This window comes from Colwellia psychrerythraea 34H (genome assembly GCF_000012325.1).
In the GTDB taxonomy this organism is placed as follows: domain Bacteria; phylum Pseudomonadota; class Gammaproteobacteria; order Enterobacterales; family Alteromonadaceae; genus Colwellia; species Colwellia psychrerythraea_A.
The window spans coordinates 5,253,475-5,276,521 of the sequence record NC_003910.7 but is presented as its reverse complement, the minus strand read 5'-3'; the positions used below and the strand labels follow the sequence as shown (position 1 = coordinate 5,276,521).

At 38.7% G+C, this 23,047-nt stretch carries 14 protein-coding genes; 5 read left to right on the top strand and 9 right to left on the bottom strand.

The window, feature by feature from the left end; translation table 11 throughout:
* Positions 1 to 46 precede the first annotated feature (46 nt).
* The gene (greB, locus tag CPS_RS22350; protein ID WP_011045685.1) at positions 47 to 529 is read right to left on the bottom strand and encodes a transcription elongation factor GreB; all 483 of its coding nucleotides are present in this window, start codon (positions 527 to 529) and stop codon (positions 47 to 49) included.
* A gap of 165 nt (positions 530 to 694) precedes the next feature.
* Between greB and CPS_RS22345 the strand changes: the two genes are divergently transcribed.
* Entirely contained in the window at positions 695 to 3,085 is a 2,391-nt protein-coding gene (locus tag CPS_RS22345) for a Tex family protein (RefSeq protein ID WP_011045684.1), read from the top strand.
* 565 nt (positions 3,086 to 3,650) lie between these two features.
* Here CPS_RS22345 and CPS_RS22340 read toward each other — a convergent pair.
* The 3 genes from CPS_RS22340 to CPS_RS22330 all read right to left on the bottom strand — a co-directional run bounded on the left by CPS_RS22340 (position 3,651) and on the right by CPS_RS22330 (position 8,654).
* A complete protein-coding gene (locus tag CPS_RS22340; RefSeq protein WP_011045683.1) occupies positions 3,651 to 5,288 on the bottom strand; it encodes a methyl-accepting chemotaxis protein in 1,638 nt (545 codons plus the stop codon).
* Positions 5,289 to 5,787: 499 nt separating this feature from the next.
* Positions 5,788 to 6,846, bottom strand: a complete 1,059-nt coding sequence (locus CPS_RS22335; protein ID WP_011045681.1) for a DcaP family trimeric outer membrane transporter — start codon at positions 6,844 to 6,846, stop codon at positions 5,788 to 5,790.
* 224 nt (positions 6,847 to 7,070) lie between these two features.
* Positions 7,071 to 8,654 carry a methyl-accepting chemotaxis protein gene (locus CPS_RS22330; protein ID WP_011045680.1) on the bottom strand — a complete coding sequence of 528 codons (1,584 nt, stop codon included), beginning with the start codon at positions 8,652 to 8,654 and terminating at the stop codon, positions 7,071 to 7,073.
* Positions 8,655 to 9,012: 358 nt separating this feature from the next.
* Between CPS_RS22330 and CPS_RS22325 the strand changes: the two genes are divergently transcribed.
* Positions 9,013 to 10,275 carry an alpha/beta hydrolase gene (locus CPS_RS22325; protein WP_011045679.1) on the top strand — a complete coding sequence of 421 codons (1,263 nt, stop codon included), beginning with the start codon at positions 9,013 to 9,015 and terminating at the stop codon, positions 10,273 to 10,275.
* Positions 10,276 to 10,401: 126 nt separating this feature from the next.
* Here CPS_RS22325 and CPS_RS22320 read toward each other — a convergent pair whose 3' ends face one another.
* From CPS_RS22320 to CPS_RS22300, 5 genes are all read right to left on the bottom strand, one after another.
* Positions 10,402 to 12,522, bottom strand: coding sequence for a TonB-dependent siderophore receptor (locus tag CPS_RS22320; RefSeq protein WP_011045678.1), 2,121 nt, complete (start codon positions 12,520 to 12,522; stop codon positions 10,402 to 10,404).
* A 512-nt stretch (positions 12,523 to 13,034) separates the two neighbouring features.
* The gene (locus CPS_RS22315; RefSeq protein ID WP_011045676.1) at positions 13,035 to 15,116 is read right to left on the bottom strand and encodes a S9 family peptidase; all 2,082 of its coding nucleotides are present in this window, start codon (positions 15,114 to 15,116) and stop codon (positions 13,035 to 13,037) included.
* Positions 15,117 to 15,341: 225 nt separating this feature from the next.
* A complete protein-coding gene (locus CPS_RS22310) occupies positions 15,342 to 16,703 on the bottom strand; it encodes a leucyl aminopeptidase family protein (RefSeq protein WP_011045675.1) in 1,362 nt (453 codons plus the stop codon).
* Positions 16,704 to 17,097: 394 nt separating this feature from the next.
* Positions 17,098 to 17,814: an exonuclease domain-containing protein gene (locus CPS_RS22305; protein ID WP_187148282.1), complete on the bottom strand. Its 717-nt coding sequence runs from the start codon at positions 17,812 to 17,814 to the stop codon at positions 17,098 to 17,100.
* Positions 17,814 to 19,688, bottom strand: a complete 1,875-nt coding sequence (locus tag CPS_RS22300) for a putative nucleotidyltransferase substrate binding domain-containing protein (RefSeq protein WP_011045673.1) — start codon at positions 19,686 to 19,688, stop codon at positions 17,814 to 17,816. The genes CPS_RS22305 and CPS_RS22300 overlap by 1 nt, the downstream gene beginning before the upstream one ends.
* A gap of 480 nt (positions 19,689 to 20,168) precedes the next feature.
* Between CPS_RS22300 and CPS_RS22295 the strand changes: the two genes are divergently transcribed.
* From CPS_RS22295 to CPS_RS22285, 3 genes are all read left to right on the top strand, one after another.
* Positions 20,169 to 20,420 carry a DUF4212 domain-containing protein gene (locus CPS_RS22295; RefSeq protein ID WP_011045672.1) on the top strand — a complete coding sequence of 84 codons (252 nt, stop codon included), beginning with the start codon at positions 20,169 to 20,171 and terminating at the stop codon, positions 20,418 to 20,420.
* A complete protein-coding gene (locus tag CPS_RS22290) occupies positions 20,420 to 22,210 on the top strand; it encodes a sodium:solute symporter family protein (protein WP_011045671.1) in 1,791 nt (596 codons plus the stop codon). The genes CPS_RS22295 and CPS_RS22290 overlap by 1 nt, the downstream gene beginning before the upstream one ends.
* Positions 22,211 to 22,377: 167 nt before the next feature.
* Complete coding sequence (locus CPS_RS22285) at positions 22,378 to 22,818, top strand: hypothetical protein (RefSeq protein ID WP_011045670.1); 441 nt, start codon at positions 22,378 to 22,380, stop codon at positions 22,816 to 22,818.
* Positions 22,819 to 23,047 lie beyond the last annotated feature (229 nt).

Sequence of the window (23,047 nt, the reverse complement as noted above, 5' to 3'; positions counted from 1 at the left end):
AACTCTGTAGTTAATTCGCTTTATAAAGACAATATTACGATTAGCGTTATTTCGTTAGCTTGTAGCTAATATTGACAATATCAAAAACACGCTCACCTTCAGGTGCATTTACAACTATCTCATCGTCAACGGCTTTACCTAACAACGCACGAGCCATAGGGGAGTCGATACTAATTTCTCCTCGTTTTACGTCCCATTCATCAGGACCGACTAAACGATAAACAACTTCAATATCATCTTCGTTGATTAAAGTGACCCAAGCACCAAAAAATACTCGGCCCTCTTGCTGAGGATCGGGATACACTATGGTTAAATCTTCTGTACGCTTCATTAAAAAACGTACTCGGCGATCTATTTCACGCAAACGGCGCTTACCATAAATATATTCAGCATTTTCACTGCGATCACCTTGTGCCGCTGCTTCACTGACTGAGCGAGTAATTTTGGGACGTTCATCTTTCCAAAGAAACTTAAGCTCTTTATCTAAACGGTCCCAGCCTGCGCGAGTTATATAACTTGATCTTTTCATCGTGCCATTTTACATAATAAAGTAGTGTTTTGTTAAAATATCGAAAATAACTTATGCAAGGTATTGCATAGAGTAATCAGCTTGGGGGCTGCAGTAAAATTTTCGTCGCAACAGTTTTCTGTTATTATGCTGTCCAACATATTATCCTGCTGGAATCGCCTTTCAATGTTAACTATTGCCGAGCAAATAGCTCAAGAACTCAATGTTAACGCGGTACAAATTAATGCCGCTATTACCTTACTTGATGATGGTGCTACTGTGCCATTTATTGCCCGTTACCGTAAAGAAGCTACTCAAGGCTTAGACGATAACCATCTTCGTCATTTAGCACAGCGCTTAAGCTATTTACGCGAGCTAGAAGACCGTCGACAAGTTATTTTAGTTAGCATAAAGCAACAAGATAAGCTCAGTGCTGAATTAGAAAAATTAATTAAACAAGCAGATAACAAAACTCGACTAGAAGATTTATATTTACCCTATAAACCAAAGCGTCGTACTAAAGGTAAAATAGCCAACGAAGCAGGCATAACTCCCTTAGCGAATAAGCTTTTTAATAACTGGCAACTATCTCCAACAACTGAGGCGGTCGCTTTTATTAATGAAACGGCAGGTTTTTCTGATGTGAAAGCTGTGCTAGAAGGTGCGAGCTATATTTTAGCGGAGCGTTTTAGTGAGGATGCTAACCTACTAGCAAAGCTGCGTAGTCATTTGTTAAAACAGGCGCATTTAGCCAGTAAACTTGTTAAAGGCCAAGAAAGAGCAGGCGCTAAATTTCGTGATTACTTTGAGCATAGTGAAAAGCTGAGAACGGTTCCTTCTCATCGCATGTTAGCGATGTTACGCGGAAGGAATGAAGGTTTTTTACAACTCAATATTGATGTCGATCCAGGACAAACTATCACAACGTTTAATAGTGCAGAACAACTTATTATTGAGCACTTAACACTTAAATGTTTATCATCAGGTAATAAACAACCCGCTGCGGAATTTTTAACGAAAGTAGTGCAATTAACATGGAAAGCTAAATTAAACATCAGCTTAACAAATGAATTGATCACGAGTTTACGCGAGCAGGCAGAAACACAAGCGATAGACGTATTTTCAAATAACCTATCCGATGTATTAATGGCAGCACCAGCAGGGCCTCAAGTAACATTAGGCTTAGATCCTGGCTTAAGAACAGGTTGTAAAATTGCCATTGTCGATGGCACAGGAAAACTATTACATACTGCTACTATATTCCCACATGTCCCACAAAATCATTGGGATAAGTCACTTCGTACATTGGTGAATATTTGCCGACAACATAAAGTTGAGTTAGTGGCCATTGGCAATGGTACCGGCTCGCGAGAAAGTGACAAATTAGTTGCTGAGGTGATCCAACTCTTTAAAGCGGATGAAAGCAAAGTGCAACTCACTAAGATGGTCGTTAGTGAGGCTGGTGCTTCTGTTTATTCCGCTTCTGAATTTGCCGCGAACGAGTTTCCTGATTTAGATGTGTCATTACGTGGTGCTGTCTCTATTGCTCGTCGTTTACAAGACCCCTTGGCTGAGTTAGTAAAAATTGATCCTAAAGCGATAGGTGTTGGCCAGTATCAACATGATGTCAGCCAAAGTCAGCTCAGTAAAACCCTTGATGATGTCGTTGAAGATTGTGTAAATGCGGTTGGTGTTGACTTAAACAGTGCTTCAGCGGCGTTATTAACGCGCGTTTCGGGATTAAACAAAACAATGGCTGGTAATATTGTTGCTTTTCGCGATAGCCAAGGTCGTTTTACCAATAGAAAACAGTTGAAAAAGGTAGCACGTTTAGGACCAAAAGCTTTTGAGCAAGCCGCTGGTTTCTTACGTATTACTAACGGTGATAATCCGTTAGATCAGTCAGCACTTCATCCTGAAAGTTATCCAGTGGTTGAGAAAATCCTCAGTCAATTACAACTTGATGTAAGTAAAGTACTTAATAATAACGAGCAATTACAATCTCTCGATATCACTCAGTTTACCGATAATGATATAGGTGAAATAACCATTAAAGACATCATTAAAGAGTTAGCTAAACCAAGTAGAGACCCTAGACCGGCATTTAAAACCGCTAGTTTTGCAGAAGGGGTAAATACCATGGCAGATTTAACCCCAGGTATGATACTTGAAGGGGTGGTCTCTAACGTAGCTAATTTTGGCGCCTTTGTTGATATTGGGGTACATCAAGATGGATTAGTACACATTTCATCAATTACAGAAAAGTTCATCAGTGATCCGCGTGAAATTGTGAAAGCTGGTGAGGTTGTTAAAGTGAAAGTGGTTGAAGTAGATATAGCTCGAAAACGAATTAGCTTAACTATGCGTTTGGAAGAGCAGGTTAGCGCACAAACTAGCAAACCTGCTTCAGCTAAAAGTGACGGGAAACACGATAGCAATAAAGCAAAGAATCACGAAAACAGTAGTAATAATAAAGGTAAACCAGCCGTAAAGCACAACAAATCAAAAAGTAAGAAAGTAGACAATGCCGCTATGGGTAACGCTTTCGCCGATGCTTTTGCTAAGCTGAAGAAATAAAAACAGTTATTTTAAATTATTTGTTAAAATAGTGTTGACTATCTTAATGAGAATGATTATCATTTATTTAGTTGCTTAGGCAGTGAATGCTCTCTCACTAAATAGGTAATAGCAAAGCAGGGAACTTAGTGGTTATGCTCCAGGACACATAACCACTAAGTGACCACTTTGGGATTCTACGGAGTTTATTCGACATTAAAATTTTTGATGGTTTAGCCAGTAACACTTTCTTGATGGTAAGTGTCACTGGCTTTTTTATGCTTGTTATATTTAAACTTTTTATTAATTAATAAAAACTGAAAAATAGTGTTGACTATTCAAATGAGAATGATTATCATTTGTTTCGTTGCTTAGGCAGTGAATGCTCTCTCACTAAATAGGTAATAGCAAAGCAGGGAACTTAGTGGTTATGTTCCAGGACGCATAACCACTAAGTACCACTTTGAGGTTTTACAGTTTTAATTCGATTTTAAAAATTTTTGATGGTTTAACCAGTAACCCTTTCTTTAAGGCAAGGGGTACTGGTTTTTTTATGCCTGCTAATATACCTATTGATTGTTCTTTGTTACGCTATTTTAAAGCGACCGACTACCTCAGACATATTATTACTGCTGACTTTCAATTGTTGACTAGTTTCGCTGAGTTGTTGTGTTGTAGCCAGAGATTCATCAGTCATACTCGCTAAATCATTAATGCGTAAATTAACCTCATCAGCTGCTAGGCTCTGTTGCTCGGTAGCTCGAGCAATTTGAGTATTCATATCGGAAATGACTTGCATTAAGCGATCGATTTCAGAAAGAGAATCATCAGCCTTACCTGTTTGAGCAACCGTTTGTAATGAAATATCTTGACTGACTTTGACCGCAGAGACAGCTGCTTGTGCGCCCGTTTGTAGTCTTTGTATCATTTGCTGAATTTCATTAGTACTTTGCTCTGTACGATTAGCTAAGGTTCGCACTTCATCAGCGACTACTGCAAAACCACGACCTTGCTCACCAGCGCGTGCAGCTTCTATGGCGGCATTAAGGGCCAGCAAATTGGTCTGTTCGGCTATGCCTCGAATTACATCCAGAACTGAGCCAATATTGTTACTCTCAGATGCAAGACTGGCGACCACTTGGCTTACTTCATCAATATTAGCCGACAGCGACTGCATTTGTGTAATGGTGCTCGAAATAATTTTTTTACCATCCGTGGTGTTATTTCTCGCATCGTTTGCTGCTTGCTCCGCTGAGCTGGCATTGTCACTCACTTCCTTTATTTGAGAAGTCATTTCTTCCATGGCAGTTGCTACTTGAGTGGTAATGTCATTTTGGTTGTGGATAAGAGCTTGGGCAGTATCACTGGCGCCAGAAACAGCTTGTGCATGATCTAAAACCTGTGCGGTATTGTTAGATACATCTTGTAAAGATTGGCGCATTTTGCCAGTAAAGTTATTAAAATAATTAGATAAGCGAGAAATCTCATCGTGACCTGTGTCATCTAAATAATTAGTAAGATCACCATCACCTTGGGCAATATCTTTCATTAACTCAGCAGCTGACTTAGTGGGCAGTAGAATACTTTTTCCGATAACATAGCTTAAAACAATAATAATAATAGCGATAATGAGGCTATCAATAATGAGCATATTACGTTGTTTGGCAAAGGTAGCCTCAATATCATCAAGGTAAGTACCTGAGCCAATAATCCACTGCCATGGGGTGAAACCTTTAACAAAGCCAATTTTATCAACAGGTTCATCAAAACCAGGTTTAGCCCACTTGTAATAAACGAAGCCATGACCTTTAGCCTCGGCAACCTTAACCATATCGATAAATAAAGGCTTACCATCGGCGTCTTTAATGCCCGATACATTTTTACCGTTAAGCGCTGGTTTGACCGGATGCATTATCATGTTGGGCGTAAAGTCATTTACCCAAAAATAGTTATTTTTGTCATAGCGCATACTGGCAAGGATACTTAACGCTTGCTCTTTTGCTTTACTTTCATTGAGCTCACCTTTTTGTTGCAATGCATAGTGGTGTTCAATAATGCTGTAAGCACTATCAACTAGCTCTTCGGTTGTATGTTTTTTTTGCTCCATTAACGATTTGTATTCTCCTGACAAACTCATAACATCGAGTACTGAAAGACCAATAATAATTAATACCACCAGAATGAATAATCTTTTCTGTATGGTGAATCTCCGTAAAAAATTCATAAAATTCCCTTTTAAATTAGTAAACTATGCTAATTAATATAGTTCAATTTTAGTGTAGCTCAATTTTTACGATAATTACGAATAAGCTAAATAAAAGTACGTAGTTGAAAGTTAAAAATAAATTAATCACTGTTGATGAAATATTTCATACAATGCCGCCCTTGCCTTGAGCCAGGTTTAATAGGATAGAAAGAGTAAATAATGTAAAAGACAATAAGGTAATTAATGTACTAAATGACATCAAATGCTCTTTTTCATTTAAAAAAAGAAGAGAGATTGTTTTACTTTATTCTCTGCAGGTTAGCAGCAGTAAAATCAGTATGGTGAGAAAACCGAATTTAACTTTTTTATAAGGCACCTTAAGCGCCTGAAGTATGCATTTAGATTGTTAATAAAAGCATAAAAAAAGGGAAGCATATGCTTCCCTATAAAATAACCCCAACAGAGGTTAACTAACGCAAGTTGTGAGACTAAATTTACGCTTTAGTCGCGTGTAAAACTATAAAACGTATTTAGCTGAGAATTGTAAGTAGTTCGAATCTTTACTTACTTCATTCATTTCAAAATTACCTACTTCAACACCAAAAGAAAGTTGCTTGGTAAAGTTTTTAAATAAGTTAACAGCGACATGATTACGCTTTGTATTGGCTACGTCAGCATCTGTGCTGCCGTAAAATACGGTTGAGCGCATTTCTTCGGTCCAAAAGTGACGGTAAGCCACCATGTACGAGGTAGTTTCTTCAACTTCTTCACCCACTAAATCTCTCGCTGCAACTACACCCACGTAGCGACCAGTTTCGCCACCGTGCACTTGAAAGCGGAAATCATCTTTACCGAAAGTTTTAATACGACCAGCAATACCACCACCAACCGCTGTTTCCGAATTTCCACCAACAGTATTTAACTGACGGGCTAAACCGGATACTGAAACATTACCCCAGTCGCCTTTGAAGGTATATTTGGCAATAAAATCAGGAATGGAATCTTGACTGCTGTCACCTTTATCTGAATGTGGATTTTCTAAAGAAAGTTGTAAACCACCCATGGTGTAACGAACTTGTCCTTGTCTAATAAACGCAGAGGCATTTAAAGCACCACCAAAGTTAGCCGCTTCTGCAAGCGCGCTAGTATTCATAAAGGTTGTCCAAGTTTGCCCAACTAAAATATTTTTATATTTGATAAAAGCGTGACGTAGTCTTGGATGTGATGAGTTTGAAACAATTTGGTTGCCGCCGCCGCCGTAAAAATCTAATTCAATAAAGCCAGTCACGTCGCCATGAACATACTTAGTATTGAAGCGAGTTTCATTGGCTGAGAATTTGGTTGTGGATATATCATCAACTACTGCGGCGTTACCAATCCAGTAATCATCATTGGTTACGGGTGAACTAACATCACCACTGATTGAACGAACGTCTGCTTTGATGTAACCACCAAAAGTAATGGTGTCACCGTCATCTAATTTAACAGTGTAACCGGCATTAGCAGCACCAGTAACCGCTAATAAACTGGTTGCGAGTACTACTTTTTTTAATTTAAATAATGAATTATTAAACATTGTATTTCCCATTTTTGTTTTATTTATTTTAATGTGACTTATTATTATGAGGTCTTAAGTGCCTCTTATTATTTTCTTTTTAGTTTGCTTGGTTGTTATTTTTTGTTATCGAATAATAAGTTAGTGTGTAAAGTGAACAAAAGGAATTAGACCTAAGTCTACATTGCTAAAAAAAGGGGGTAGACTTTAGTCGATTTCAACTACATTTTAAGGTATTTCAATACTTACTTGGCTTTAAAACCAATTCTAAAACCACCCCAATGCTTACCTTGAACAAATATTGGTGCAGAAACATCATGCATAATTTCACCAGTATCACGCTTGTATGTTTGCAGTAAAAACTTATCGGTGTGCTTGCCACAACGAATGCCCGTGGGGTCATCAAATAGTCGTTTAGTACGGTTATTGATAATATCTGTTGCTGCATTGCCGGTTAGCGGCTTAGAGAAGCATTTATTATGGGTAGGGAAGTAACTGTTAATATCTACAGCGCCAGCGTAAATCATCTCAGGAAACTGAACTAGCAATGGTTCTTGGATTTTAGGTAAATGCTGGTCGGTAAATTTATCAAAAGAGGTACTGTATTTCTTCGGCTCACAGCTGCCTAGTTGTTGATAGCTAAAGTTAAATAACTGTTGTTGAGTAATAAGGTTTTTTTCGATACTTTGCTCAAATAACAGCCCTACTTGATTCGCGGAAAGCTGTGCTTGTTGACACATGTTAGCAATGAGAGAGTTACTTTCAAAAGATGATATATGGACGAAAATTGATTCCGAACTATTGGATAGGGTTTGCGCTTGAATTGACGCGTCTTGCGTTTCACTACTTTTATTTAATAAAAAATCATGTAAACGTACAACTGAAGATGAGATTTCTTCTGCTGCGAAATCTTGCTCTGTTAACGCATGACTTATTTGATCGCTTGCCGCAGAAGAGTCAGTCAGTAATTGATCTATTTCAGCAAAGCCGTGTGACAATTCCGTCATGGTAGAAACTACACTGTTTGTTTGTTCAACAATCTGTGACATAGCCAGAGTTGTTGCACTGGTTTCATCACTTGTTTGCTTGAGCATCTCACCAATTTGCGCCGTTGCATCAGCTGTTTTACCAGCTAAAGCCCTAACTTCATCAGCCACGACGGCAAAACCACGACCTTGCTCTCCAGCACGTGCCGCTTCTATGGCGGCATTTAATGCTAATAGATTAGTTTGTGCAGAAATCCCATCGATAACATCAGTAATACTTTGAATGGCCAGGGCTTTCTTTTCAAGAGAACGTATCTTTTCTGCCGCGCTATTTACCGACACATTGAGCTGATTAACGATATTAATATTGTTACTTAACTGAGCTGAACTGGCATTACTAGATGACATAGCATGACTCGCTTGCTGAGAAGCAAGTACGGCATTGTCGTTAATTTGTTTGGAGTTGGCAGACATTTCTTCGGCTGCAGTCGCTAATCGGTCAACATCTTCACTCGATTGTTCAATTGCGCCACTAAGTTGTGCTAAGAAATAGCTTATTTCGGCTGAGTTAATCGCAAGTTCGCTTGCTTTATTACTAATTTCGCCTCCAATGACGCCAAGTTCAGCATTGCTGTGAGTTTGCTCTTGCTCAGCTATTAGAGCCGCAGTTTTCAGGGTTTGTTTGTGTATTATGTTGGATAAAAACAAGAGAGTAAAAGCGCTAAGAGTGAACAAAAAAAGACTATAAAGTTGCGCTGAAACTAAATAGGTTTGGCTTAAGTAAGCCAATAGAGTGAGTAGCGTTGATAGTAAAAGGACGGTAGAGAGTAACTTCTTATTCATGGAATTCTCATTAACAGTTTAGTGCATAAGGCACTGTAAAGTAGGGTTAAATAATTTCCAGAGGCGGTTTATCTATATCTAATAATAATCCCTTGTAATTTTGGTAGCAACTCGCCGACTAGTTTAACATTACAGCACTAAAAACAAGGGTTCAGCTATTAGACTTTAGTGTTGCAAGCCCTCAACTTTATAATGGTTTTCCCGTAACTGTAAGTAGTCGTTTACAGTTTTAAGCGACTGAGCAATAAAGGAATCAGCAAAGTATTTTTATTAGTAATATGCGTGTTAACCTAGCTGAAAAGTCAAATTCATTTAAGTATTTATTACGATAATTATTAAGATATACAAAGGACGTGTTATGAAAAAATACATTATAGTATTTATGTTGTGTTTGTTAGCTTATTCCGCGGTAGGGGAAACGGCATCATTTAGTATGGGTGATAGGGTTTCTATTGACTCGAAAGTACTATCTACCGATCGTGAACTGCAAGTTCTGCTGCCTGAAAATTATTTTGCAAATACACAAGCCACTTACCCCGTTATCTATTTGATTGATGGAGATTATAACTTCCACGGCGTGTCGGGCATGCTGGATTTATTGGCGAATAAAGGACAATTAATTCCTGATGTGATTTTAGTGGGCATTGCTGATAAAGGCACAAGTCAATACCATGAATACATGACACCCAGTGTATTTGATTCAAAAGCGAAACCAAGTAAAGGAAAAGCTGCCAAGTTCATTCGTTTTATTACTGAAGAAGTAAAACAATATATTGATAATAATTACCGTAGTGCAGAGAGTTCTACCTTGGTTGGACATTCAATGGGGGGGTTATTTGTGTTAAATATGTTACTTGAAAAGCCGTCTGCTTTTAATAACTACGTGGCAATTAGCCCGTCAGTATGGGTTGCTGATCAAGGCATTGTTGCTAAAGCGAAAGAAAAACTGAGCAAAGCGCAACACAAACCCGTGTCATTATTTTTGTCACTCGCGGATGAAACTCGGATGGGGCAATATGATTTTATTAATGCCTTAGATCTAGCACAACCCAATAATATTGATTGGCAATTTAAACACTATCCAGATGAAAATCATAACTCGGTAGGTATTATTGCTTTACGGGATAGCTTAAAAATTATCTATAAACCTTGGTATATTGTTGAGAATAAGCTGGCTACATTTAAAACGCCAGAGTCGATAGTACAGCATTATCAAACAATAATGACAGAATTCGGTTTTAGCCAACCGATGCCCTCAACGAGTGTTCAAGAGATATTTAGACGCCATTATCGTAATAAAAATGCAGCCTTATTACCTACTTTTATTGACGAGACAGTTAAGAAATTACCCGCATCTAAACAAGCATTGATTACTATGCAAGCCAAGTATGTCGCGCATTTTGATTCGCCCAAGGCCTCATTACCTCTATTAATAGCGGTAGAAAAAGAGTTCTCACAATCCATTGACCACTTAAAAGCGATAGCGAGTACTTATGAGCAATTAGAATATAAGGGGATGGCGCATGAATACTATCAGAAGGCGCTTGTGCTAGCTGAAAAACAAAAAGCTAATCAGTGGCAGTTTAATATTATTAACGCTAAATTAGTGGCAACTAAGTAGGCACAGGTGATGTTAACACTGTGTTGAATTAATAAAAAATGCAAAAAAGCCTAGGTATAAGCTGTTTACATCTGCTTAAATTCTAGGCTTTTTGTTGTAACTTTTGTACGACTATTTTTTATCTCATTAAAAAGCAATCTGCATGGCAAGACGGAAGTTTCTGCCATCTCCCACTGTCACGTTAGACACTCCGCCACCAGCGAGGTAATCAGTATCAAATAAGTTTTGCACGTTAAAACGTAAGTTAATATCGGTATTTTGTAAGACTATTTTATAAGTAGCACCCACATCAACACGGGTATAAGCATCTTTTACTATGGTGTTATCGGTATTAGCAAAACGTTCGCCTTCATAAAAAGCACCGGCATTAATAGAAAAGTTTTCAGTCAATTCATAACGTGACCAAACGGAGGCTGACCACTCTGGCGCATCTACAGGCGTTGAGCCATTAAACTGACTATCTGTACCATAGGCGGCATCCAAGTTCATCATAGATGCCATGATAAATAATTTATCGGTTACCGCGCCTTGTGCCGCTACTTCAAAACCTTTGTGGCGTTGTTCACCTGCTTGCGTAGTAATTTTAGTGATATTTTCATCCACGCTTTCATAGTCTTCGGTTACTAGTACGCCCGATTTAGTGATGTCGAATAGTGCAGACGTTAACAGTAAGCGGTCATCGAATAATTGCCATTTTACACCAACTTCGTATTGCTTCGAAGTCTCGGCATCGATCTCCATACCGTGGTTAAAATCATCTTTATCATTAATGGTTTCACTACTTTGCGGCTCAAAACCTTCACTATAACTGCCATAGAAGGTAGCACTATCATTCGGGTGATATAGTAGACCCGCTTTAGGTAATACCGACTCATTATCAGCACCTGTTTTGCTTTGTTTATCGTAACGGCCACCAATCATCACCTGCCATTCTTGGTTAATAGTGATTAAGTCTTGGATATAAATACCATAATAATTGTATTCGCTGGTATATAAGCTGTCATCAGTTGCATAGCTGATATCAGGGCGGGATGGTTCAACTTGCCCTGCAGAATATTCAAACGAGTCTGACTTATTCTTTGTTCTTAGTTGGCCATAATAATAGTCAAGATAGTTAGCACCAATAAGTAAATTATGTTCTACACCTGCCAGTTCAAATTCACCGGTAAAATCTATAAACGTAGTAGTAAATTGCCAATCATCATAACGGTCATATGGATTTGAGGTATAGCTATCGCCCTCTACAAAATCACTCGGTTTGTTCGGAGCAGATTCAAAACGCTGACGCTCGAATGTTTGTTCGTTATAACCAACTTTTACTTGCCAGGCATCACTTAAAATATAACTAACATCAACACCGTAATTTTCTACTGTGATGTCGGTAAAAGCCCATGACATATCACGAATAGTTTTATCATCACCAATAACATCGCCGTTATCATCAAGCCAAGCACCAGTATCTAAACCCGCTTTGTCATTGGTTCTATCGTAATGAAAGCTAACGAGTAAATCCTCATTCACATCATAATCAACTACCAGTGCGCCAAGGAAACGTTCACGTTCTCTTTGTTCGCCATTTTGATATTCACGTTGGTAAGTCACATCTTGTTTAACTAAATTAGCGCGATAACGCAGTGATTCATCTTCTGTTATGGCACCACCGGCATCTAACGTTATACGGGATGAACCTTCTTGATCAAAATCGACACCTAGGTTAAAAATACTATTAGCGGTAGGCTTTTTTGTCACCATGTTAACTAAACCACCGGGGCCTGATTGACCGTATAATATGCTTGAAGGTCCTTTTATTACTTCAATACTTTCCAGTGTTTCAATAGGTTGTTGATAATGAGACCAATGCTGATGACCATCGCGTAAATAACCATTTGATGAGCTTAATTCAAAGCCACGTAGACTAAAGACTTCACGGTTACGTTGTTTTGAACCAGCGGTTAAACTAGCGTCATTAACGAGTACTTCGCCTAACGTAGTGGCTAATTGCTCGTTTATTATGGTATCAGGAATAACGGTGACCGATTGTGCTGTTTCTAATAAGGAAAAGTTACCGCGCATAGCTCCATTAGCTTCATCAACTTTATAACCATGGAAATAACTACCTTTTACTTCAATGACTTCCATAGCCTGTTTATTTGATGAGCTGTCAGTTGCACTGTCAGCTGTGTCAGCAAAAACTGCTGTTGAAGAGAGAACCGCACTGACGGCTAAAAAGAGTGGAGAAAACTTCATAAATAACTCAAACCTTAATGATTACTAGGATGAAACTCCTAGGTAATAATGATGGTGCGAAGTCTAATGATAACGATTGCTATTTGCAATGGTTGTTTTGCTTTTATTTGGAGTATTTATTCTAGGCTTGATTTAGCGCATATTTTTTACCAAGGCATAATACCAAACGGATTAATTTATTGGCTAGCTTAGAGTTACATTAGCGAGCTTAAAACAAGCAAAACGAGTTAACCATAGTTATTCTATATTTCATTCATTTTGTGATGTTATCAGTTTGCTAATGAGCTTCCGAAGGACGAGTTTAAAAGGTTTACATGCGGCGTTATTGATTTTGACAATAGAATAACTATTCTCTTCAATCAATGCCTTGCCTCTAAGCCTTTTAATTCTCGCTAAGTGATCAATAAATTAGTCCGATTGGTATAACACTATTTATCATTAATCGAGCATTATATAAAAGGCCAGCTAAGCTGACCTTTTATATAATGGTTTGTAACTAAAGCGACTGTAGATTATTTCTTATCAGCTTCTTTTTGTGCTGTTAAGTTAGCTGCATGAGGTAAGTCATGAGCTGGCATCGGTTTGTTATCATGTTTTAAATAGTTATCCATCCAACGCATTAAACGCAAGCTGTAATCGTACTTGGCTGCAGCACGTTTATTGCCGTGTCCTTCGCCTGGGTAATAAACTAAACGCACTGTTTTGCCATGGACTTTCATATAACGGTACATTTCCATAGATTGTGCTGGATGTACACGAGGGTCAGCTTTACCGTGCATAATGAGTAATGGCGTTTCTGACTGTTCTACCCAATAAATCGGGCTGCGTTCTAAGTACCACTGCCATTTGTCCCAAGGGTAAGAGCGTGCATGAACTAAATGCATTTCATTAGAAATATCGGTCGTACCAAACTTTGATAACTGATTAGAAATACCAACAAACATAACACTGGCGGCAAAATGTTTAGTTAATTTAGTTGCGCCCCAAGCTGAAGCATAACCACCGTAGGAACCACCGGTAATACCGACTTTTTTCTCGTTGACTAAGCCGATGTTAACTAAATGATTTTTAAGGTCGACCAAGTCATCGAACTCTTTACCAGCGTAATCATTTTGACCTAGCTTAGAGTAGTCTACGCCTTTACCTGTGCTACCGCGGTAGTTTGGATAAAACACGGCGTAACCTTGTGCAGCCGCCAATTGGCCAGGACGAGAATATGCTGTCATCCAACCATCTTTATCATGGCTTTCAGGGCCACCATGTACTGACATGATTAATGGGTAACGTTGACCGTTTTTGTAATCAAGTGGGTAAACTAAAACGCCACCAATCTCAACACCATCACGGGCTTTAATGGTAAGGTTTTCTTGTTTAGCTAAAGCAATATCATTTAACCAAACATTTGAGTCCGTTAAACGTGTTTGTTTTTTACCGCGTAATATAAACACTTCGTTAGGATGTTGGGATGTATGGCCTTTTACCACAACAGTTTTGTCTGAGTTGGAAATACTTAAATTACCGGCAATAAATTTACCCGCATCGACAACTGTTTTGTATTTGTTAGAACCAGGTTTAATTTTGGCAACCACTGATTGCGTACCAATATTAGCAATAAAGAATAATTCATTACGCTTATTAGACCATTCAAAATCACTGACGTGACCTTTAAAGTTTGGGAGCCAGTTACTTATTTTTCCAGAAGCAACATTGGCAATAAATAAACGACCATTTGCTGGATCATGTTTGTCTTGTGCGCCGTGCAGGGCAACATATTTACCATCGTAGGAAAATTCAGCAGCGCCTAATTTTCCTTCAGTAGCAAAAGACGTTTTAACGGCTTTTTTAGCGATGTCAACAATGTGCCATTGTGACTTCATGTATTTGTCATCAATTAACGCAGTCGGTTGAGTTTTAATTAATAAATCTTTACCGGTTGGTGAAAAATGTACATCAGAAACATAACCTTTGATGTCCCATGCTTCAGGCGTGATCGCTTGATCAGACTGAGTAAGATCTGTTACGTATAAAAATTGATTAGTTAGCTCTTCTTCGAAAACTTCGGCTTTAAAGCCTAAATCGGTCAGCTTTTTAACTGATTCATCTTTCGCTTTTTTAGCTAAAATAGCGATTTTTTTGTTATCACTGCTCAGTGCGTAGCTACTAATGTTAGTTTCTTTTAACGCCACCGTTTTTTGCGCTTGACCACCGTTTGCTGGTATTTGATAAAGCGTGGTGAATTCATCATGGTTCATTTTTGCTAAGAAATATATTAATGAGCCGTCAGCAGACCACTGAATGTTTTTAACATTTACTTCACCAGTAATATAAGGACGCTCTACGCCTTTATCATCTACTAGGTAAAGTTCACCCCAGTTTTTACCATCTTTTTCAACATAGATTTCACGCGGAACGGAGCGAGTATAAGCAACGTATTCACCACTTGGGCTTACTTGTGCTTGGCTGACTGATTGTAGAGTCGCAAGGTTTTCAGCGGTAATGACTTTACTTACATGCTCAGCCATTGCGACGGAACAAGTAAGCAAACCTAAGCTGATTGCTAAGGCTCGCTTTAATGAGTTTATTTTTAGTTTCATTTCTAGTCCTAAAGGTCTATTCGAAAAAATTTCACTGACGAGTTTATGTTTTTTTGCAGGGTAAACCAATGAAAAGTGACTTAAATTCGATGAGAAGCGTGAAAATTGAGATTAAATAATTTAGCAACTAAAACACTCAATAGAAAAAGCCTGCATTATTATCTTGGGGATATAAAGTGCAGGCTTTTTATTGTTAGCTTAAGAATGTTAATGACTAAAATCGTATTAGTTAAATCTAGCTGCTAAGTAATCGAACACGGCGCGAATACCGAATGCTTCACCACCTAACGGACGCCCTGACAAATGGCGAACATTAAAGGCCATGACATCAAAATGTACCCAATCTGTCTTTTCGACAAAACGTTGTAAATATAATGCTGCAGTAATAGCACCACCAAAAGGCTGTGTTGGGCAGTTAGTCATATCAGCAATGGTGCTGTCGAACATATTATCATATGGGCTATAAAGTGGCATACGCCATACGGGATCACTAATTTTGCTACCCGCTAAGGTAATGCCTGCGGCAACTTCATCATTGGTAGAGAAAAAACCAGGTAATTCAGTACCTAAAGCCACGCGCATCGCACCTGTAAGGGTAGCGAAATCTATAATTAATTCAGGTTCATCATTTTCAGCCTCAGCTAGTGCATCACATAACACTAAACGGCCTTCAGCATCGGTATTATGAATCTCTACAGTAAGGCCTTTACGAGTAGTAACTACATCGCCTGGACGAAGTGCGTTGCTTGATACTGCATTTTCTACTGCTGGAATTAATACACGTAAATTAATCGGTAAGTTATGCGCCATAATTAATTGTGCTAGACCTAACACATGGGCAGCACCGCCCATGTCCTTTTTCATGTTTCGCATGCCCGCAGCAGGTTTCATATCTAAACCACCGCTATCAAAACAAACACCTTTACCAACTAAAGTGACTTGTGGGTTTTTACTATCACCCCATGTTAAATCGACTAAGCGGGGTGTATGAATACTGGCACGGCCGACAGCATGAATGGTCGGATAATTCTGTACTAACAGTTCATCACCAATAATTTGTTTAACGTTACCGTTAAATTTTTCTGCGAGTTCCAACGCAGCTTGAGCAATGTCTACCGGCATCATATCGGCAGCGGGTGTATTCACTAAGTCACGAGTTAATGTAGTCGCTTGAGCAAACTTTATTGCGTTCTCTACAATATCAACATTGTTAATCGCTAAACTTGCTAACTGCTTAGTTGATTTATTACTGATGTATCTATCAAATTGGTAAGCACCCACTAACCAACCGAAGCTAATAGGTTCAATATGTTCTGGCTCAGCTTGTAATAAATATTGCCCTTGTGGTAACTGCTTAATTAAGTCGCCACAAGCAAAGAAGTCGCTGGCATCAGTAACCACAAATAACACCTGACTGAGTTCGCCTTGGTTATTAGGGATAAGGGCTAAGCCTTTACCGCTAAATTGCGTATTTGATAACCACGTTTGACTTTGTTCGGTTTGGTTTTCAAGCCAAGCTTGGTAGGCTGATTTTTCAATGATGATTAATGGTGTGCCGCCGTTTTGTGCGTTTAATAAGTTATTCATGAGCATCCTTTTTTGTAGAGATTCTACTAATACCAAATCCATTTAGTTAGTTCTCACTCAGAGCTTGCCAGCGGTTTGAGAACAAATAGAATTTTTTTGTATATAGTCACTCTATATGAAAGAAATTCTGTGCGGTTATCGAATCGCTGGAAAGTTCCCAAAGGGCGAGTTTAAAAGACTTATATGCGGCGTTATTGATTTTGACAAGGGAATTACCATTCTCTTCAATCAATGCCTTGCCTCTAAGGCTGTTAACTCTCGCTGAGTGGGAAGAAACTTATTGGAATTGGTATAACATTTCATGATTGTAACCTAAGCACGGTAAAGCGGAAGAGGTACAGCTCAAAAGGACATATCATTTAACAAAAAAAATGCAGAAGTTGTATTGATGTTATTACAATAAAACATCTTTAAGTGTTGTTTTACCGTCTTTATTGGCTTTGCTCATTTGTGCCATAAATAATTCAGCGGTAGCAATCGCGTCATTTAATGCATTATGGGCATGGTGTTCGGGTAGCTGAAAATTATTGCGTAAGTTAGTCAGACGTAATTCTGATGGATCATAGGCCACATCACGTTTATCTAAACGACGTTTAGCCAGTGCAAGGGTATCTATCATGGGAAAAATCGGTGCCATGCCATATAACTCATAACAAGCTTCAGCCAAAAACTGTCTTTCAATACGGGCAAAATGTACCAGCATTACTTTACCCGCTAAAGCTTTTAATAATGCTTCAACCACTATCGCTAATGCTTGTCCCTGTTCTTTTTGGCTGTCGGTAATGTGATGAATAATGACATTACTTTCTTCAAGTTGTGCTTTAGTTTTGATGATTTGGTGATAGCTTGTTTTGAGTGACATTTGCTGTTTTTTCAGTGTGAGAAAACCAACACTCAGTAGCTTGTCTTGTTTGGCATTAAGGCCGGTTGTTTCGAAATCGACCGCTAAGATTTCTACCTTATCAATGCGGGTATTTATATCAGGTAAAGGTACGGATAAATAATCTCGTAATGCGCCTTCAGGCGCCTTTTTCAACAACTGCTTACGCTTGGCTTCATACCCAAGTAACCAGCCGAACATATTTGAATTTACTAAGGTTGTAGGGGTCATTAGTAACTCGATTGTCTAGCGTCTTGCAGGCTTTTAATTACCTTGAATGCATCTTTAAGGTGTTCACGCTCTAGCTTAGAAATTTCTTTTGGTGATAAAAAGTTATCAGCGCTTTCGCCTCGCGCTAACTCTTTAGCTTGGTGTTCAACTCTGAGCATACCTAAAAACTCGTAAGCATCAATCAAGTTTTCTGCGGACGCTTTCGTTATTGAAGGGGTGCCAGCCGCTTGTTGAATTCGCTCTATGGTATTTACCGCGCTGATGCCTTCTGCAAGAGCATAAATTCGTGCTAAATCGACCACAGGCGCGATACCATTATGTTTTAAATCCAGTGTTGCTCTATGTTTACCATTTTGTTTTAAAACAAAATCACGGAAAAAACCAAGAGGTGGACGTAAATTTAAGGCATTTTTTGATAAGTGGGCAATAAACAAGGTACTCTTTTGCGTTTTTATCAAGAGCTGCTTTCTTACTTTGTTAAGTAAAGAGGCGTCCCCATAAATGGTTTCTAAATCAAAGAAAACGCTACTATTTAATAAGGCCTTCGGACTAGGGGTTTCTACCCAGTCAGAAAAGTACTTATGCCAGACTTTTTGGGGCTGTCGCCATTTGGGGTTGGTTGCCATAATATCGCCAGGACAGTAGATAAAACCACACTCGGCTAAGCCATCACAGACAAAAGTAGCGAGGCTCTCAAACCAAGCATCATCATAACGATTCATTGAATCACAGATGATAATGGCATTATCTTGATCTGAATGAGCCAGTTGTTCTTGTCGTGCTTGAGAGCCTGCAGCAAGCCATGCATAAGGCACTGGGGCTTGACCATATTTGTATTCAGCCATTTCAATCAAACGTTTGGTGAAAGCCATGGTGATTGCGCTAACACTTTTACCAACATGGTCGGCACTGCTACCTAATTTGGCTAATCTTATTTGCAGTTTAGGTAACAAGTGGCTGATTTCTTTTAACTCGGCTACCGTATTCGCTTTGTTAATAATGCCAGATAAATTTATGGCATTATGGCCTTCGTTATTAATTAGATCTGTGACGGTAACCATACCGACAAGGTTGTCATATTTTGTGACCGGAAGGTGGTGGATATGTTTAGCTGTCATCATCATTAAAGCATCATATGCGTTGCATTTTGCGTCAATAGTACACATATCGCGTGTCATAATTGCGCTAATGACTTCACTGGTTGATAACCCCTCAGCTACGCAGCGTCGGCGGATATCTTTATCAGTAACAATGCCGACAGGATTATCATTCTCAAGCACAACTAAGCAAGAATAGCCTTGTTCTGTCATTTGCACTGCTGCTTGCTGAATTGTTTGTTCAGCACTAATTGAGGCGACAGGACTTTGATAAAAGTTACTGACTGAAGTATTCATCAAGGTAGAAGATAAAATGGCCTCTTCATTGACCTGACTCATTTTAGTTTTTAAGCGCTGAGCTGAATTTTGGCTAAAATAATCACTAACACAGGGAAAATGCTCACCTATTTCATGCAATATACTTGCTTCGACACTGTAGATTAAGCAATCTTCATCAGTATGCACGTTAAGCTGGCTTTCTACTGTGGTTTGATTATTGCTGAGTACGTCGGCATCACTGTGATAAAAAGCGTCACACAAGTCTCCTTCACCTAAACGGCTAACTAATTCTCCATCTGCAGAAAGGCAGCTAATAGCCCCTTTTCGTAATATGTATAACCTTGGTTCATTAATGCCTTTGGGGGGGAAATCATCACCTTTTCTAACGTAATTGATGGTTAATTCACGAACAAGCTGAGCAAGCACTTGTTTAGGTAAACTATCAAAGGGCGGAATGCTGTGAATAAATGTGCTAATTTCTGAAAGTTCAGTATCCATGCTATTGCCTCATCCTTTAGGTATTGATGACCAAGATTCGAGTGATATCGTTAATTTAGAGTCTTGTATGCTTTTAGACAAGTGTTATTGGTTAAACCTAGACTAAAGTTCGAGACGTTATTGCAATAAAGGGTGTATAAACTTGGTTTCTGAAGAAAAACTAGCTTAAAAAGGATTAAATAGAGCTAAATTAAAAAATAGACTATTTACTCAGTTAACCCACTGTTTTTAGGATTTTTTTGTGATCTAGACTAAAGGCTAATACCCCGTCAAAACAAAGCTTGTTAGTGTATTTAACAGTTAAAAGTTGAATATGGATTTTTGCCACTGTTAGCTCCTAGGAGATATTTTGACAGAAATCTATATCCACACTTTTACTACATGTTCATAAATTATTACTAATTCTTTTTATAAGAAAGGCGTAATGAAGCGAAATAAAAAAAGAAATCGCTAAATACGCTATGTCGCTAGGAGACTATTGTGGAAAATAAAGAAACATATTGGTCGGAGAATATTCGAATCATATTGATCTGCCTTGCAATCTGGTTTGTAGTTTCATTTGGTTTTGGCTTGCTACTTGTAGAGCCGCTAAATGCAATTAGTATAGGTGGGTACAAACTTGGTTTTTGGTTTGCACAACAAGGTGCAATCTATGCATTCCTTGGCTTAATCTTTTGGTATGGCCACAAAATGAATAAGCTTGATATTAAATATGCAGAGGGGAGTGAATAATGGATGAGTTAAAACTCTATACTTACATCGCAGTATTTAGCACGTTTGCTTTATACTTTGCTATTGCTTGGTGGGCTCGTGCGGGTTCAACCAGTGATTTTTACGTAGCGGGCGGTGGTATTACCCCAATGCAAAATGGTATGGCAATTGGTGCCGATTGGATGAGTGCAGCGTCATTTATCTCAATGGCAGGTTTAATTGCCTTTTTAGGTTACGGTGGCTCAGTTTTCTTAATGGGTTGGACAGGTGGTTATGTATTATTGGCAATGCTTTTAGCACCATACATGCGTAAACACGGTAAGTTCACAGTACCTGAATTCATTTTTGATAGATATTACTCAAAAACTGCACGTATTGTTGCGGTTGCTTGTTTAATAATCGCTTCATTAACTTACATCATCGGTCAAATGAAAGGAGTGGGTGTTGCTTTCTCTCGTTTCTTAGAAGTTGATTACGGTTTAGGCTTAGGCATCGGCATGTTCGTTGTTTGGGTATACGCTGTACTAGGTGGTATGAAAGGTATTACTTACACGCAAATCGCTCAGTATGTAGTAATGATTTTTGCTTATACCATTCCAGCAATCTTTATTTCATTACAACTTACCGGTAACCCAATTCCACAACTAGGCTTAGGTAGTACTTTAGCTGATGGTAGTGGTGTTTACTTACTTGATAAGTTAGATATGGTTGTTACTGATTTAGGCTTTAAAGAGTACACAACAAGTAACTTAGGCGGAACATTGAATATGTTCGCTTACACTATCTCTCTTATGATTGGTACTGCGGGTCTTCCTCATGTAATTATGCGCTTCTTCACTGTTCCTTCAGTACAAGCAGCACGTCAATCTGCAGGTTATGCACTTGTTTTCATCGGTTTACTTTACACAGTTGCTCCAGCAGTTGGCGCTATGGCTCGTCTTAACTTGATGAATACCATTGAACCTACAGCAGGTCAGAACCTTGTTTATGATGAACGCCCACAATGGTTCAAAGACTGGGAAAAAACTGGTTTATTGAAGTTTGAAGATAAAAATGGCGATGGCAAAATTCAGTATACATCTAATGCAACAGATCAAACTGTCACCAAAATAAATACAATGACTGGGAAAGAAATAGTAGTGGTTCCAAATGAAATGGTTAAAGTTGACCGTGACATTATGGTACTAGCTAACCCTGCAATTGCGAATTTACCTAACTGGGTAATTGCTTTAGTTGCTGCTGGTGGTCTAGCGGCTGCGTTATCTACTGCGGCGGGCTTATTGTTAGCAATATCCTCATCTATCTCACATGATTTAATGAAAGGGGTATTAACACCTGACTTGTCAGAGAAAAATGAGTTACTTGCCGGTCGAGTTGTGATGACTATAGCGATATTAGTCTCTGGTTATCTTGGATTACATCCTCCAGGGTTTGCTGCAGGTACGGTTGCACTAGCCTTTGGTTTAGCAGCATCAAGTATCTTCCCAGCATTAATGATGGGTATATTCTCTAAGAAAATGAGTGGTACAGCAGCAATTTCAGGTATGGTTGCAGGTATCGGTGTAACAATGATGTATGTGTTCCAACACAAAGGCATTATGTTTATTCCAGGTACTTCATTCCTAGGTGACATGGGTAAAGATTGGTTCTTTGGAATCTCTCCTAACGCTTTTGGTGCCGTTGGTGCAATAGTTAACTTTGGTGTCGCTTTCATCGTTCTTCAGTTTACTGGACCATGTCCAGCTAATATTGTCGCTATGGTAGAAAACATGCGTGCTCCAGGTGACTGTGCTGCAGCACACGATCACTAGTTCTCCACTACTAGAAACACTTTAGGCTAAAGATATATTTTAGCCAACAGGTAAACTAAAAAGGCTAGACGACCCATTTTAAAAGTCGCCTAGCCTTTCTTTTTCTAGGGCAATTTGTTTTAATGAAATCAAAAATAAATAACCCAATATAACTTAAAGATAATCTTATGAATAAACACACAAAACTTGCCTTCATGGTCGCGCCTATTCTTGCCGTTGTGGGCTTTATTGCTGCCGATTATTATGAAGAGAATGAAGCTGCAGCAAATAAAATAATTCAACTAGTGCCAGAAGGGCATTGTGATATTGCTAATAAAAATTGTGTACTTATCTCAGGCGACTTTAAAATAAATGTCTCTGATGAGGCTGGAGTTACTGAAGTTAATTCTACTTTTCCACTAGATAGTGCGACCCTGTTTTTAGTCGATAAAAGTGACAAGATGACACCGTATCCTTTAGGCATGAAAAAGAGCCCTTATTATTGGCGTAGTAATACACCTTTAGGTGGTTTATTGGCTAATAAAGGAGATAGTTATAAACTACGTTTAATTGCTAAAATTAAAGGTGGTCAGTACATTGGTGAGTTTTACACCCAAACAGTGAAATAACCGGCTTCACTTCGTTGCTTATAATGATCACTGTCAGGAGTAAAACTGGCAGTGATAAGCTCAATTTAAGTTGATAAATCGACTCGTATTACCTAACTACTCACTTTCTTACTGTATTGAAAACTCTGCACTGTCTAGGTGCGCCCCCCCATAAAAGTGCATATAACACCTTCTTTCCCTAGTGTGCCTAGTACTAACGTTATGATATATATGATTATAAATAATTATT

Coding starts and splice junctions, on each gene's coding strand:
- greB (WP_011045685.1), bottom strand. CDS start 529: ATGAAAAGATCAAGTTATATAACTCGCGCAGGCTGGGACCGTTTAGAT.
- CPS_RS22345 (WP_011045684.1), top strand. CDS start 695: ATGTTAACTATTGCCGAGCAAATAGCTCAAGAACTCAATGTTAACGCG.
- CPS_RS22340 (WP_011045683.1), bottom strand. CDS start 5,288: ATGAATTTTTTACGGAGATTCACCATACAGAAAAGATTATTCATTCTG.
- CPS_RS22335 (WP_011045681.1), bottom strand. CDS start 6,846: ATGTTTAATAATTCATTATTTAAATTAAAAAAAGTAGTACTCGCAACC.
- CPS_RS22330 (WP_011045680.1), bottom strand. CDS start 8,654: ATGAATAAGAAGTTACTCTCTACCGTCCTTTTACTATCAACGCTACTC.
- CPS_RS22325 (WP_011045679.1), top strand. CDS start 9,013: ATGAAAAAATACATTATAGTATTTATGTTGTGTTTGTTAGCTTATTCC.
- CPS_RS22320 (WP_011045678.1), bottom strand. CDS start 12,522: ATGAAGTTTTCTCCACTCTTTTTAGCCGTCAGTGCGGTTCTCTCTTCA.
- CPS_RS22315 (WP_011045676.1), bottom strand. CDS start 15,116: ATGAAACTAAAAATAAACTCATTAAAGCGAGCCTTAGCAATCAGCTTA.
- CPS_RS22310 (WP_011045675.1), bottom strand. CDS start 16,703: ATGAATAACTTATTAAACGCACAAAACGGCGGCACACCATTAATCATC.
- CPS_RS22305 (WP_187148282.1), bottom strand. CDS start 17,814: ATGACCCCTACAACCTTAGTAAATTCAAATATGTTCGGCTGGTTACTT.
- CPS_RS22300 (WP_011045673.1), bottom strand. CDS start 19,688: ATGGATACTGAACTTTCAGAAATTAGCACATTTATTCACAGCATTCCG.
- CPS_RS22290 (WP_011045671.1), top strand. CDS start 20,420: ATGGATGAGTTAAAACTCTATACTTACATCGCAGTATTTAGCACGTTT.
- CPS_RS22285 (WP_011045670.1), top strand. CDS start 22,378: ATGAATAAACACACAAAACTTGCCTTCATGGTCGCGCCTATTCTTGCC.